The organism is Kitasatospora sp. NPDC101155, from assembly GCF_044768305.1.
In the GTDB taxonomy this organism is placed as follows: Bacteria; Actinomycetota; Actinomycetes; order Streptomycetales; family Streptomycetaceae; genus Kitasatospora.
The window spans coordinates 43,274-56,406 of the sequence record NZ_JBIWPN010000039.1 but is presented as its reverse complement, the minus strand read 5'-3'; the positions used below and the strand labels follow the sequence as shown (position 1 = coordinate 56,406).

Below are 13,133 nucleotides of genomic sequence, written 5' to 3'. Positions count from 1 at the left end.
AGCGGGGCCGTACATGGCACAGCACGGGTCACACCACCACGGCGAGCGCACCACCACCAGACCCCCGACTTCCCTGCCCCACCAACGGCCCGGCGGGCCCGCCTTCGACCTCGCCGACTGGGCCACCGCCCCGCGCCCCGAAGCCGAACCCGGCGTGTACCGGCTCGGCTACCGCCGCATCGACCCGGAGCGCGCCGAGGCCGCCAAGGTCCCGACCTGGCCGCTGCTGCTGCGGGCGGCGCTCAACGTGGTGGTGGGGTGGCTGGCCTTTGTCTACGGCACTCAGTTGGTACTCCGCCTGATCGTGATTACCGTCTGGGTCGAACACCCCACAGGGACGCAGGTGACCCTCGTCGGGTTGTCGGTGAATGTCGTGGTGGCCGCGGCCGTCATCAAGGTCTTCGGCCGGATGGGCCGCTGGCCCGAGGTGTGGCGTCGCTACGCCGCCCCGCTGCTGTCCCGGACGGTGACCCGGGAGGAGCCCGCCGAGGAGGACGGCGCGGCGGCGGAGGCCGCCCGTAGGCAGGACCCGTGGCACGGGCTGCGCCGGGGCGGGGCGGCCGAGGCGGCGGCGCGGCTGGACGCCGAGGCGGTGGGCGACGTCGACTTCGTGCGGATCCACCGTGCCTGGGAGTCCGCGCAGGCGGACCCGGTGTTCGTGCCCGCGTTCAGCGAGCAGGTGGCCGCCCGCGGCGCCGCGGCCTTCGCCCACCCCTCCGAGACGCGCGAGCTGCCCGGCCGGGCACGGCGGCACGATCTGCTGCTCGGTCAGGTCTGCCTGGGCGTCGCCCAGGACGTGCCGAAGAACCCGCTGAGCCACCGGGCGGCCGGCTTCGCGCTGGACCCGGCGGTGCTGGGCACCTCGCTGCTGGCGGTCGGCCCGGCCGGGACGGGGAAGACCGCGCGGCTGGCCCGGCCGGTGGCCGAGGCGCTGTGCCTGCAGGCGCTGGCCGGCACCGCGTGCGCGGTGGTGGTGGGGGCGGCGGACGCCGACCTCGGCCCGGACGCCTGGTACGACGTGGTGATCGCCCCCGGCGACCCGGCCTCGGTGTACGGGCTGGACCTGTACGGCGCGGCGCAGGACCCGGACGAGGCCGCCGCCCGGCTGGCCGAGGCGCTGCTGCCGGACGAGCTGACCGCCCGCGCCGAGAACGCCCGGACGGCGCTGCAGCAGGTGGTCGGCCCCTTCCACGCCGCGTACGGCCGCTACCCGGGGGTGCGCGAGCTGCGGGCGCTGCTCAGCGGTGAGCCGGACGCGCTGGCGGCGCTGGTGAAGGGACTCGGCGCGGCGGGCCGGCTGGCCGTGTACGAGCGGGACCTGGAGCACCGGGAGCGCCAGCGCGGCCGGGCGGACGATCCCGGGGCCTTGCTGGCGGACCGGCTGGCGCTGCTGGACCGGCCCGCCTTCGAGGGCGCCTTCGCGACCGACGGGACCGGCCGCCCCCCGTTCGCGATGCGGGTGCTGGACCACCCGCTGCGGGTGCGGGTGAAGCTGCCCGAGCGCAGCCACCCGGAGGCCGCCCGGATGCTGTCCCGGCTGGTGGTGGGTCAGTTCGTGCAGGCGGCGGGCGCCCGCGAGGACCGCTCGCTGTTCGCCGGGCTGGTGGTGGACGACGCCTCCGCAGCCCTGGACGCCGGTTCCGTGCGCGGCCTGCAGCGGATGCGCGGCGCGAACGCGGGCGCGGTGCTGCTGCTGCGGACGCTGGTGGACCTGCCGGAGGCGCTGCGGGCGCCGCTGTTCGGCGCGGTCGGCTGCCGGATGGCCTTCCCGGGGATCGCGCCCTGGGACGGGCGGCTGTTCTCGGAGGCCTGGGGGACGCACCTGGTGCAGGAGACCGCGGTGACCCACACCCCCGACACCTCCGGCGGGGTGATAAGGCGGGCCGGCCGGCTCGGGCGGAAGGCGCTGTCGGGTACGACGGCGCAGACCGAGTCGGTGACGACCCGGGATGTGGAGCGGTTGCGGTGGTCGCCGTCGGATCTGGCGCACGCGTTGCCGGCGGGGCACGCCGTGGTGTCGTTGACGGCGGTGTCTGGGGAGCAGGTGCCGCCGCTGCTGGTGGATCTGCGGGGCTGAGGCGGGGCCGAGGCGGGGGTGGGACAGCGGCGGGACGGGGGTGGGACGGGGGTCGTGGAGAGGCCGGGCCGTAAGTCGCCTTCGAGGTGGATTCGGCAGTGCCGGTTGTCCGGGGCGTCCATAATGAAGGGGAGAGACCCTCACCAGTCCCACGTCCCTCTCCTCGCCCGGCCGCAATGGCGCGGTCAGGTCGATCCCTCGAAGGTGCCATGCCCCCCACACTCGCCTCCGTCGTCCGCAACAGTTCGCTCCATCTGACGGTGCTCGCCGGCGCGGACCACCTGGAGCGGCCGGTCCGCTGGGTGCACACCAGCGAGCTGGACGACCCGACCCCGTTCCTGGAGGGTGGCGAGCTGCTGCTCACCACCGGTATCAAGCTGGGCCGTACGGCGGCGCAGCTGCAGGCGTACGTGCACCGGCTGGCCGATGCCGGGGTGGTCGGGCTGGGTCTGGGGGTGGGGCTGTCGCACACCGAGGTGCCGCAACCGCTGGTGGACGCGGCGGCGCAGCGGGGGCTGCCGCTGCTGCGGGTGCCGGAGCCGACGCCGTTCATCGCGATCAGCAAGGTGGTGTCGGCGGCGCTGGCCGCGGAGCAGTACGAGGCGGTGACGACCAGCTTCGAGGCGCAGGAGGAGCTGACCCGGGCAGCGCTGGGCAAGGACGGGACGACGGCCGTGGTGCGTCGGCTGGCGGCGCGGCTGGGGGGCTGGGCGGCGCTGTACGACGGGTCGGGCGCGCTGTCGGTGGTGGCTCCGGACTGGGCGGCGCGCCGGGCGGGGCGCTTGGCGGCGGAGGTGGACCGGCTGCGTCGGCGGCCGGCGCCGTCGAGTGCGGCGCTGCAGGGGCGTGCGCCGGGGATAGACACGGCGGACGAGGACTACGTGGTGGTCCAGTCGTTGGGGGCGGACCGGCGGGCCCGGGGTTTCCTGGCGGTCGGGACCGAGGACCGGATCACGCCGACCGAGCGGTACGTGCTGAACGCGGCGGTGGCGCTGCTGACCCTCACCCTGGAGCGTTCGCGCGAGCTGCGGCAGGCCGAGGAGCGGATGGGCGCGGCGCTGCTGCGGATGGTGCTGGCGGGTGAGGTGGCGACGGCCCGTCAGGTCGCGGCGGGGCTGTTCGGCGGCATGCCGGAGGGGACGATACGGGTCCTGGTGGCCGGGGCCGGGCCGAACGCGGACGCGTCGGAGGCGCTCGCGGAGCTGGGCGACCGGGCCGAGCAGGCGGGTTCCCGGGTGGGCGAGAAGCTGCTGGTGGCGCGGGAGGACGGTGCGCACGGGCCGCGGCTGATGGTGCTGGCGCTGGACAACGGCGCGGTGCACCGGGCCTGCCTGGGCGTGGTGGAGGAGCACGAGGGCCTGTCGCTGGGCGTCTCGGCGCCGGCCGCGCTGGAGGACGCCGGTACGGCGCACGCACAGGCGGAGCGGGCGCTGGCGGTGGCGTTGCGCGGTGGGCGCCGGTCGGTGGACCACGAGGAGGTCGGCGCGGGTTCGCTGCTGCCGCTGCTCGGCGAGGACGCGGTGACGGCGTTCGCGGAGGGGCTGCTGCGGCCGCTGCGCGAGCACGACCGGACGGCCCGTGGTGACCTGGTGGCCTCGCTGCGGGCGTGGCTGTCGAGGCACGGTCAGTGGGACGCGGCGGCGGCCGACCTCGGGGTGCACCGGCACACGCTGCGCTACCGGATGCGCCGGGTCGAGGAGTTGCTGGGCCGCTCGCTGGACGACACCGACGTGCGGATGGAGCTGTGGCTGGCACTGCGCTCCGGCGAGGAATAGACCGGAACAGAGCACACGCCTGGACGCGGTGGAGTGGCCCCGGAGTCGAACGCTCCTAGTCGGCCAATCCGGTCGGCTTGCCCTCGCACCTACCTTTGGGTTCGGGTCCCACGCCCGTGGGCCGTACGACGACGAGGAGAGGGCCGGTACCACGGTGACCGCCACGTACGATTTCTGGCTCGCCGGCCGCCGGGCGAGCGGTGACGCCGACTTCGAGGTGCACAACAGCTGGGACGGCCGTCTGGTCGGCAAGGTCAGCATCCCGACCGAGGCGCAGGTCGAGGAGGCGCTGGACGCCGCCGTCGCCGCGCTGCCGGTGTTCGCCGCCACCCCGGCGCACCAGCGGGCCGCCGCCCTGGACCACGTGGCCAAGCGGCTGACCGAGCGCACCGAGGAACTCGCCCAGCTGATCACCGCCGAGAACGGCAAGCCGATCAAGTGGGCCCGCGGCGAGGTCGGCCGCGCGGTGTCGGTCTTCCGCTGGGCCGCCGAGGAGGCGCGCCGCACCAACGGCGAGACGATGCGGCTGGACACCGACCCGGGCGGTGTGGGCCGCTTCGCGATGGTGCGCCGTTTCCCGCGCGGCGTGGTGCTGGGGATCGCCCCGTTCAACTTCCCGCTGAACCTGGTCGCCCACAAGGTCGCGCCGGCGATCGCGGTCGGCGCCCCGATCATCCTCAAGCCGGCCCCGGCGACCCCGCTGTCGGCGATGGTGCTGGGCGAGATCCTGGCCGAGACCGACCTGCCGGCCGGCTCCTGGTCGATCCTGACCGTGCCGAACGACCGGATGCCGGCCCTGGTGCAGGACCGGCGCCTGCCGGTGATCTCCTTCACCGGTTCGGACAAGGTCGGCTACCAGATCATGGACTCGGTGCCGCGCAAGCACACCACCCTGGAGCTGGGCGGCAACGCCGCGGCCGTGGTGCTCGCCGACTGGTCCTCGGAGGCCGACCTGGACTGGGCCGCCACCCGGATCGCGATGTTCGCCAACTACCAGGGCGGCCAGTCCTGCATCTCGGTGCAGCGGGTGATCGCCGACGCGTCGGTGTACGACGCGCTGCTGGAGAAGGTCGTGGCCAAGGTCAAGGCCCAGGTCACCGGTGACCCGAACGACGACGCGACGGACGTCGGCCCGCTGGTCGACGAGAACGCCGCCAAGCGGGTGGAGTCCTGGGTGGACGACGCGGTCGCCAAGGGCGCCAAGGTGCTCACCGGCGGCACCCGCGAGGGCGCGACCTACGCCCCGACCGTGCTGGCCGAGCTGCCTGCCGACGCGATCCTGGCCAAGGCCGAGGTGTTCGGCCCGGTGCTGTCGCTGCACAAGGTGGACGGCGTGGCCGAGGCCTTCGCGGCCGTCAACGACTCGCCGTTCGGCCTGCAGGCGGGCGTGTTCACGCACGACCTGCAGACCGCCTTCCGCGCCCACCGGGAGCTGGAGGTCGGCGGCGTGATCATCGGCGACGCGCCGTCCTACCGCGCCGACCAGATGCCGTACGGCGGCGTCAAGGACTCCGGCGTCGGCCGCGAGGGCGTCAAGTACGCGATGGACGACTACACCGTCGAGAAGGTCATGGTCCTGACCGGCCTCGACCTCTGAGGCTGACGGACAGCGGCCGACTGACGGAGGCCGCCTGACGCGGGGCCCGGTCCGTTCGCGGACCGGGCCCCGCGTCGTGTTCAGCCGTCGTGTTCAGCCATCGTGTCCGGCCGCGGCGGCGACGGCCTCGGCGACGGTGGCGTCCCCGGCGACCAGCTCCAGGGTCTGCCCGGCGGTGCCGGGCTCGCGCAGCAGCGCGGCCAGGACGGCGGCCACGTCGGCCCGGTCGACGGCGCCGCGGCCGACCGAGGGGGCGAGCCGGACCAGGCCGGTGCCGGGGCCGTCGGTGAGCCGCCCGGGGCGCAGTACCGTCCAGTCGAGCGCGGTGCGGGCGCGGACGGCGTCGTCGGCGGCGCCCTTGGCCCGCAGGTACGTCTCGAAGACCGCGTCGGCGGGGTGGTGGGCGGCCGCGTCGGCGCCCATCGAGGAGACCATCAGGTATCTCCGGACGCCGGCGAGCTCGGCGGCGTCGGCGAGCAGGACGGCCGCGTCGCGGTCGACGGTGTTCTTGCGGGCGGCGCCGCTGCCCGGGCCGGCGCCGGCGGCGAAGACCACCGCGTCGGTGTCGGCGAGCAGGGCGGCCAGCTGCGGGGCGGTGGCGGACTCCAGGTCGAGCAGCAGCGGCTCGGCGCCGGCGTCGACGAGGTCCTGGGCCTGTTCGGGGCGGCGGATGATCCCGGCCGGGCGGTCACCGCGGTCGGCGAGCAGCCGTTCCAGCTTCAGCGCGATCTGTCCGTGGCCCCCGGCGATGACGGTACGCATGGCTCCGACGGTAGTGCGAGGGTCGTCGGCCGTCCTGTCGTCCGGGAAGGTCGCGAACAGGACACAATGGGCGCATGACTTCGCTCGCCCACCCGCAGCTGCGTTTCACGCCCACCGTGGCGGACCCCTCCGGCCCCAGGGAGCTGGTGATCCTCGGTTCCACCGGTTCGATCGGCACCCAGGCCATCGACGTGGTGCTCCGCAACCCGGACCGCTTCCGGGTGGTCGCCCTGTCGGCGGCCGGCGGCCGGGTGGAGCTGCTCGCCGAGCAGGCGCTGCGGCTGGGCGTGCACACGGTGGCGGTGGCCGATCCGGCGGCCGAGCCGGCGCTGCGCGAGGCGCTGGCCGCGAAGGCGGCGGGTCGGCCGCTGCCGACCGTGCTGGCGGGCCCGGACGCGGCGACCGAGCTGGCCGGGATGGAGTGCCACTCGGTGCTGAACGGCATCACCGGTTCGATCGGTCTGCGGCCGACGCTGGCCGCGCTGAAGGCCGGCCGGGTGCTGGTGCTGGCGAACAAGGAGTCGCTGATCGTGGGCGGCCCGCTGGTGAAGGCGGTGGCGAAGCCGGGCCAGATCGTGCCGGTGGACTCCGAGCACGCGGCGCTGTTCCAGGCGCTGGCCGGCGGCACCCGGGCGGAGGTCCGCAAGCTGGTGGTGACGGCGAGCGGCGGCCCGTTCCGGACCCGGACCCGGGAGCAGCTGGCCGGGGTGACCCCGCAGGACGCGCTGGCGCACCCGACCTGGGCGATGGGCCCGGTCGTCACGATCAACTCGGCGACCCTGGTCAACAAGGGCCTGGAGGTGATCGAGGCGCACCTGCTGTACGACGTGCCGTTCGACCGGATCGACGTTGTGGTCCATCCGCAGTCAGTGGTGCACTCGATGGTGGAATTCACCGACGGCTCGATCCTGGCGCAGGCGAGCCCGCCGGACATGCGGATGCCGATCGCGCTGGGGATCGGCTGGCCGGACCGGGTGCCGGACGCCGCTCCGGCCTGCGACTGGACCAAGGCTGCGACCTGGGAGTTCTTCCCCTTGGACAACGAGGCCTTCCCGGCGGTCGAGCTGGCGCGCGAGGTGGGCACGCTGGGCGGTACGGCGCCGGCGGTGTTCAACGCGGCGAACGAGGAGTGCGTGGAGGCTTTCCTGAAGGGTCGCCTCGCTTTCACGGGAATCGTGGACACTGTTGCCAAGGTCGTGGCCGAGCACGGACAGCGCGACGGTGGGTCGGCGGCGGGAACTTCCCTGACGGTCGAGGACGTCCTGCACGCGGAGGACTGGGCGCGCGCCCGGGCCCGCGAGCTGGCGGCGGGCTGACGGACCGGCCCGCGGCGTCGGCGGTACCCCCGTCGCGTCGCGGAACGCGGTACGACGAGACGATGAGCGGAGCGGCATGACGGAGGGCCAGCGGTGGCAACGGTTTTGACGGTGGTCGGCATCCTGGTCTTCGTGATCGGGCTGCTCATCTCGATCGCCTGGCACGAGCTCGGCCACCTCTCCACGGCCAAGCTGTTCGGCATCCGGGTGCCGCAGTACATGGTCGGCTTCGGCCCGACCCTCTGGTCCCGCTGGAAGGGCGAGACCGAGTACGGCATCAAGGCGATCCCGTTCGGCGGGTACATCCGGATGATCGGGATGTTCCCGCCGGGCGAGGACGGCCGGATCACCAAGCGCAGCAGCTCGCCCTGGCGGACCATGATCGAGGACGCCCGTGAGGCCTCCTACGAGGAGCTCCAGGAGGGTGACGAGCACCGGCTGTTCTACACCCGTAAGCCCTGGAAGCGGATCATCGTCATGTTCGCCGGGCCGTTCATGAACCTGATCCTGGCGTTCGGGCTGTTCCTGACCGTCATGATGGGCTTCGGCGTCTCGATGAACGTGCCGACGGTCAGCACCGTCGCCCAGTGCGTGGTCAAGGCGGGCCAGCCCACCGACAGCTGCCCGGCGGGTGCCCCGCCGACCCCGGCGGCCCAGGCCGGCCTGAAGGCGGGGGACAAGATCCTCTCCTTCGACGGGGACCGGATCCACACCTACGACCAGCTCCAGGCGGACATCCGCCGGTCGGCCGGCAAGACCGTGCCGGTTCTGGTCCAGCGCGGCGACGCGCAGCTGACCCTGAACCCGACCATCGCGGTCAACGACGTCCAGAAGTACGACGGCAACGGCGTCCCGCTCAAGGGCCAGACCGTCCAGGCCGGGTTCCTCGGATTCACCCCGGCGAGTGGGGTGGTCCAGCTGGGCTTCGGCCAGTCCGTCGACCGGATGTCCACCATGGCCGAGAGCGGGGTCAAGTCGCTGGTCGCCCTGCCCGGCAAGATCCCCGGGCTGTGGAACGCGGTCGTCGGCGACGCCCCGCGCGACCCGGACTCGCCGATCGGCATGGTCGGCGCCGCCCGGGTCAGCGGCGAGGTGTTCTCGCTGGACATCCCGGGCACCCAGCGGGTCGCCTTCTTCGTGAACCTGCTGGCCGGCATCAACCTGTCGCTCTTCCTGTTCAACATGCTGCCGCTGCTCCCGTTGGACGGCGGCCACATCGCCGGCGCGGCCTGGGAGGCCGTCCGCCGCCGGATCGCACAGCTGTTCCGGCGGCCCGATCCGGGCCCCTTCGACGTCGCCAGGCTGATGCCGGTGGCATACGTCGTGGCCAGCGTCTTCATCGGTTTCACTCTGCTGGTGATGGTCGCCGACCTGGTGAACCCTGTGAAGATCAGCTAGGGCGTTCGGGTACGGCGGGTGTGCTGGGCGCCCGGACCGTGCCGTACCGTGGAGGCCGGGTGCGCGATCGTCCGCGCGCCCGGCCTCGGCCGTCCCAGCGGCCGGGCGGTCGACCACACCTCAACCCCGGGGAACCCTGCGCACATGACCGCGATCTCGCTCGGTATTCCGTCCCTGCCGCTCAAGCCGCTGGCCAAGCGCCGCTACTCCCGGCAGATCATGGTCGGCAACGTGCCGGTCGGCGGTGACGCCCCCGTCTCGGTGCAGTCAATGACCACCACCGTCACCTCGGACATCAACGCCACGCTGCAGCAGATCGCCCAGCTGACCGCGTCCGGCTGCCAGATCGTCCGGGTCGCCGTCCCCTCCCAGGACGACGCCGACGCGCTGCCGATCATCGCCAAGAAGTCGCAGATCCCCGTCATCGCTGACATCCACTTCCAGCCGAAGTACGTCTTCGCGGCGATCGACGCCGGCTGCGCGGCCGTGCGCGTCAACCCGGGCAACATCAAGGCCTTCGACGACAAGGTCGGCGAGATTGCCAAGGCCGCCAAGGACGCCGGGGTGCCGATCCGGATCGGCGTCAACGCCGGCTCGCTCGACAAGCGGCTGCTGGAGAAGTACGGCAAGGCCACCCCGGAGGCGCTGGTCGAGTCCGCGCTGTGGGAGTGCTCGCTGTTCGAGGAGCACGACTTCCGCGACATCAAGATCTCGGTCAAGCACAACGACCCGGTCGTGATGATCCAGGCCTACCGGCAGCTCGCGGCCGCCTGCGACTACCCCCTGCACCTCGGCGTGACCGAGGCCGGGCCGGCCTTCCAGGGCACCATCAAGTCCGCGGTCGCCTTCGGCGCGCTGCTCGCCGAGGGCATCGGCGACACCATCCGGGTCTCGCTCTCGGCCCCGCCGGCCGAGGAGATCAAGGTCGGCAACCAGATCCTGGAGTCCCTCGGGCTGCGCCAGCGCGGGCTGGAGATCGTCTCCTGCCCGTCCTGCGGCCGCGCCCAGGTCGACGTCTACAAGCTCGCCGAGGAGGTCACCGCCGGGCTGGAGGGCATGGAGGTGCCGCTGCGCGTCGCCGTCATGGGCTGCGTCGTGAACGGCCCGGGCGAGGCCCGCGAGGCCGACCTCGGGGTCGCCTCCGGCAACGGCAAGGGGCAGATCTTCGTCAAGGGGCAGGTGATCAAGACCGTGCCCGAGTCGAAGATCGTCGAGACCCTGATCGAGGAGGCGCTCAAGCTCGCCGAGCAGATGCAGGAGGAGGGCGTCGAGGCCGGTTCGCCGACCGTCGTCGCCGCGGAGTGACCGTTCGGATCGGGTGTTTCCGGTCCGAACGCGACCGCAGCGCAGTTTTCCGGAAGCGGGGCCGTCCGTTCGCGGACGGCCCCGCGGCCGTAGCCGGGTGGGGCCACGGAGTAGGGTGCGGCCAGAGTCGTCTCAGTGAGGTGCTGTCTCGATGCTCGATCGAGGTGTGATTCTCCCCAGCTCCTTCCAGGCCGCCCGGGCCCTGGCCACCACCCGCGTGCTGGAACCCCCGGATCTCGCGGACGCCCTGGAGATCCTCCACCGCGACCCGGTCGCCAACGCCTTCGTCGCCACCCGGGTCGAGGCCGTCGGGCTGGACCCGTGGCGGCTCGGTGGGGAGCTGTGGGGGTGGTACGACGGGGGCGGCGTACTGGACGCCCTCTGCTACGCGGGGGCGAACCTCGTCCTGGTCAACGCCGGACCGGTGGCCGTCGCGGCCTTCGCCGAGCGGGCCAGGCGGCAGGGGCGGCGCTGCTCCTCGATCGTGGGGCCGGCCGAGTCGACCGCCGCCTTCTGGGCGCTGCTCGAGCGCAGTTGGGGGCCGGCCCGTGAAGTCCGGGGCCACCAGCCGCTGTTGGCGACCTCCTCGCCGTCGGCGGAGATCGCGCCGGATCCGCTGGTTCGGAGGGTGCGGCGCAACGAGGTCGAGGCGTTGATGCCCGCCTGCGTGGCGATGTTCACCGAGGAGGTGGGGGTGTCGCCGCTGGCGGGGGACGGGGGGCTCCTCTACCAGGCCCGGGTGGCCGAACTCGTCTCCACCGGGCGGTCGTTCGCGCGGTTCGCGGACGACGGACAGGTGGTGTTCAAGGCCGAGGTCGGGGCGGTGACGGAGGGGGCCTGCCAGATCCAGGGGGTCTGGGTGGCGCCGGAGTACCGGGGGCAGGGGCTGTCCGAGACCGGGATGGCGGCGGTGCTGGACGTCGCGCTGCGAGAGGTGGCGCCGGTGGTCTCGCTGTACGTCAACGACTTCAACCTGCGGGCGCGGGCGGCGTATCGGCGGGTGGGGTTCCGGGAGGTCGGGGCGTTCATGAGCGTTCTCTTCTGAGCGTGCTGTTCCGAGCGCTCCGTTCCGGGGAGTGCCGCTGTCGGGGTTCGGCGGGCGTCGTGGTCGGGAGCGGCGGGCGTTTGTCGTCGTGCGGTTCCCGGGGTGTTGGGTTCTGATCTTCGGCCGCGCCACAGGGCCGCTGGTAGTAACGTCCGGAGCATGGATCAGCTGACCGGGGTGACGATCGAGGCCATCGACCTTGCGGCCTGGGCGCCGCAGGCGCTGGAGGTCCAGGCGGTGGCGTTCGGGCTCACGCCGGAGGAGGTCGCGGTACGGCTGCACATCGTGGGGCGGCACGCTCAGCAGCCCGGGGTGATCGCGTTCGGGGCGATGAGCGGGGGGCGGCTGGTCGGGTTCGGGTACGGGATGCCGAACCAGCGGGAGCACTGGTGGAGCACGGTCATCGAGCCGTACCTGACCGCTCGCGGCTACGGGGACTGGCTGGACGGGGTGTTCGCGGTCACCGAACTGCACGTGCTGCCGGAGTTCCAGGGGCAGGGGGTCGGGAGCCGGCTGATCCGGATGCTGTGCGAGGGGTCGGGGCTGGACCGGAGCATCCTGTCGGCGATCGACGCGGAGACGCCGGCGCGGCGGCTGTACCGGGCGTTGGGGTACCAGGACTTGGCCCGGGCGGTGCGGTTTCCGGCGACGGACCGGTTGTACGCGGTCATGGGGGCGCGGTTGCCGTTGCGGGGGCTCGGGGGCGGGCGGGGTTAGCTCGGGGTTGGGGGGGTGGGTTGGCTCGGGGGTCTTTCTGCTCGGGGGTCCTTTTATGAGAGGTGCCCGGCGAACTCCAGGTAGAGCTCGGCGTCTTCGTGGCGGCCGGCGGTGAGCGCGCGCAGGGCCAGGTCGACGGAGCGGAAGAGGGTCCAGCCGCGGAGGCGGTCCTGGTCGACGTCGAGGGCGTCGGCGAGTTGGTGGAGCCGACGGCGGACGGCGGCGGGGGCGCCGGGGGAGCCGAGCAGGGTGTCGGCGCGGTCCAGGACGAGGCGGGCCAGGTCGTAGGCGCGCTCGCCGGCCAGCGGGCGGGGGTCGATGGCCAGCCAGGGGGCGCGGTCGGCGGCCAGGACGTTGCCGTGGTGGAAGTCGCCGTGGAGGAGGAAGGTCTCGGTGGCGGAGGCGGCCAGGGACTCGGCCGTCGCCAGGGCCTCGGTGATCAGGGGCTGCGCCGCGGTGGCCGCGGGGTGGTCGCGGTGCCGGGTGAGGCGGGCGGCGGTGTCGGCGACCCGGTTGGTGAGGGTGGGGTAGGGGGACGGCCCGTCGGGGAGCTCAGCCCAGAGGCGGTGGAGCAGGCTGGTCGCCTCCAGCATGGCCTTGGGCTCGGCGAGTGAGCGCAGTGGGATCTCGCCGTGGAGACGCTCCAGGAGGAGGACGCCCTCGGCGGGGTCGGCGTCGAGGAGGAGGACGGCGCCCCGGCCGGCCCAGTGGGTGAGGGCGGTGTGCTCGTGGGCGGTCTCGGGGGTGACCAGGCCGGTCTTCAGGACGGCGGGGGAGAGGTCGTCGCGGTGGACGTAGGTGATCAGGCTGAGGCTGCCGCCGGGGTCCAGGGTGCGTTCGGGGGTGAGGTTCCAGCGGGCCAGGTGGGCGGCTGTCCTCGTGGGGAGGGTGGCCAGCCACTGGCGGCCTTCCTCGCCTTGGGTCGCGGTGACGCTGTTGGTCAGCCAGGTGGGGATGGTGATGTGCGGTGTGTTTCCCGACATGCCTGGCCTTCCGGTTGGTGCGCTGCCTGGGGTGGCTTGTCCATTGTCGGGGATGGGGGTGAAATCGCAGGTCAGTGGCGTGGGGGTGTCTCTGTGCGGGGGGTGTTTGTGTGGGGGTGGCTTTCGGGAGGGTGGGTGGCCGGGGGCGGCTCCGAGAT

General features: G+C 73.3%; 10 protein-coding genes. 8 read left to right on the top strand and 2 right to left on the bottom strand.

Annotated elements, in window-relative coordinates; translation table 11 throughout:
• The first annotated feature begins 13 nt into the window (after nucleotides 1-13).
• The 3 genes from ACIRYZ_RS35895 to ACIRYZ_RS35885 all read left to right on the top strand — a co-directional run bounded on the left by ACIRYZ_RS35895 (nucleotide 14) and on the right by ACIRYZ_RS35885 (nucleotide 5,449).
• Nucleotides 14-2,077, top strand: a complete 2,064-nt coding sequence (locus tag ACIRYZ_RS35895) for an ATP-binding protein (RefSeq protein WP_402952431.1) — start codon at nucleotides 14-16, stop codon at nucleotides 2,075-2,077.
• A gap of 209 nt (nucleotides 2,078-2,286) precedes the next feature.
• Nucleotides 2,287-3,852 carry a PucR family transcriptional regulator gene (locus ACIRYZ_RS35890; protein ID WP_402952429.1) on the top strand — a complete coding sequence of 522 codons (1,566 nt, stop codon included), beginning with the start codon at nucleotides 2,287-2,289 and terminating at the stop codon, nucleotides 3,850-3,852.
• Between the two features lie 154 nt (nucleotides 3,853-4,006).
• A complete protein-coding gene (locus ACIRYZ_RS35885) occupies nucleotides 4,007-5,449 on the top strand; it encodes an aldehyde dehydrogenase family protein (protein ID WP_393038364.1) in 1,443 nt (480 codons plus the stop codon).
• Between the two features lie 93 nt (nucleotides 5,450-5,542).
• Here ACIRYZ_RS35885 and ACIRYZ_RS35880 read toward each other — a convergent pair whose 3' ends face one another.
• Nucleotides 5,543-6,211 carry an NAD(P)-binding oxidoreductase gene (locus ACIRYZ_RS35880; protein ID WP_402952427.1) on the bottom strand — a complete coding sequence of 223 codons (669 nt, stop codon included), beginning with the start codon at nucleotides 6,209-6,211 and terminating at the stop codon, nucleotides 5,543-5,545.
• Nucleotides 6,212-6,285: 74 nt separating this feature from the next.
• Here ACIRYZ_RS35880 and dxr point away from each other — a divergent pair, with 74 nt between their 5' ends.
• The 5 genes from dxr (at nucleotide 6,286) to ACIRYZ_RS35855 (ending at nucleotide 11,992) form a co-directional block, all read left to right on the top strand.
• Nucleotides 6,286-7,527 (top strand): 1-deoxy-D-xylulose-5-phosphate reductoisomerase, encoded by a 1,242-nt coding sequence (gene dxr, locus ACIRYZ_RS35875; protein WP_402952425.1) that lies wholly within the window; start codon nucleotides 6,286-6,288, stop codon nucleotides 7,525-7,527.
• 93 nt (nucleotides 7,528-7,620) lie between these two features.
• Nucleotides 7,621-8,925 (top strand): M50 family metallopeptidase, encoded by a 1,305-nt coding sequence (locus ACIRYZ_RS35870; protein WP_402952423.1) that lies wholly within the window; start codon nucleotides 7,621-7,623, stop codon nucleotides 8,923-8,925.
• 144 nt (nucleotides 8,926-9,069) lie between these two features.
• Nucleotides 9,070-10,230 carry a flavodoxin-dependent (E)-4-hydroxy-3-methylbut-2-enyl-diphosphate synthase gene (ispG, locus tag ACIRYZ_RS35865; RefSeq protein WP_030290407.1) on the top strand — a complete coding sequence of 387 codons (1,161 nt, stop codon included), beginning with the start codon at nucleotides 9,070-9,072 and terminating at the stop codon, nucleotides 10,228-10,230.
• A 151-nt stretch (nucleotides 10,231-10,381) separates the two neighbouring features.
• The gene (locus ACIRYZ_RS35860) at nucleotides 10,382-11,275 is read left to right on the top strand and encodes a GNAT family N-acetyltransferase (protein ID WP_387621961.1); all 894 of its coding nucleotides are present in this window, start codon (nucleotides 10,382-10,384) and stop codon (nucleotides 11,273-11,275) included.
• A gap of 159 nt (nucleotides 11,276-11,434) precedes the next feature.
• Nucleotides 11,435-11,992 (top strand): GNAT family N-acetyltransferase, encoded by a 558-nt coding sequence (locus tag ACIRYZ_RS35855; protein WP_402952422.1) that lies wholly within the window; start codon nucleotides 11,435-11,437, stop codon nucleotides 11,990-11,992.
• 53 nt (nucleotides 11,993-12,045) lie between these two features.
• Here ACIRYZ_RS35855 and ACIRYZ_RS35850 read toward each other — a convergent pair whose 3' ends face one another.
• Nucleotides 12,046-12,975 (bottom strand): aminoglycoside phosphotransferase family protein, encoded by a 930-nt coding sequence (locus ACIRYZ_RS35850; protein ID WP_402952420.1) that lies wholly within the window; start codon nucleotides 12,973-12,975, stop codon nucleotides 12,046-12,048.
• Nucleotides 12,976-13,133 lie beyond the last annotated feature (158 nt).

Excerpts from the sequence above, each read along its gene's own strand:
- ACIRYZ_RS35895 (WP_402952431.1), top strand. The coding sequence starts at position 14 with ATGGCACAGCACGGGTCACACCACCACGGCGAGCGCACCACCACCAGA.
- ACIRYZ_RS35890 (WP_402952429.1), top strand. The coding sequence starts at position 2,287 with ATGCCCCCCACACTCGCCTCCGTCGTCCGCAACAGTTCGCTCCATCTG.
- ACIRYZ_RS35880 (WP_402952427.1), bottom strand. The coding sequence starts at position 6,211 with ATGCGTACCGTCATCGCCGGGGGCCACGGACAGATCGCGCTGAAGCTG.
- dxr (WP_402952425.1), top strand. The coding sequence starts at position 6,286 with ATGACTTCGCTCGCCCACCCGCAGCTGCGTTTCACGCCCACCGTGGCG.
- ispG (WP_030290407.1), top strand. The coding sequence starts at position 9,070 with ATGACCGCGATCTCGCTCGGTATTCCGTCCCTGCCGCTCAAGCCGCTG.
- ACIRYZ_RS35860 (WP_387621961.1), top strand. The coding sequence starts at position 10,382 with ATGCTCGATCGAGGTGTGATTCTCCCCAGCTCCTTCCAGGCCGCCCGG.
- ACIRYZ_RS35855 (WP_402952422.1), top strand. The coding sequence starts at position 11,435 with ATGGATCAGCTGACCGGGGTGACGATCGAGGCCATCGACCTTGCGGCC.
- ACIRYZ_RS35850 (WP_402952420.1), bottom strand. The coding sequence starts at position 12,975 with ATGTCGGGAAACACACCGCACATCACCATCCCCACCTGGCTGACCAAC.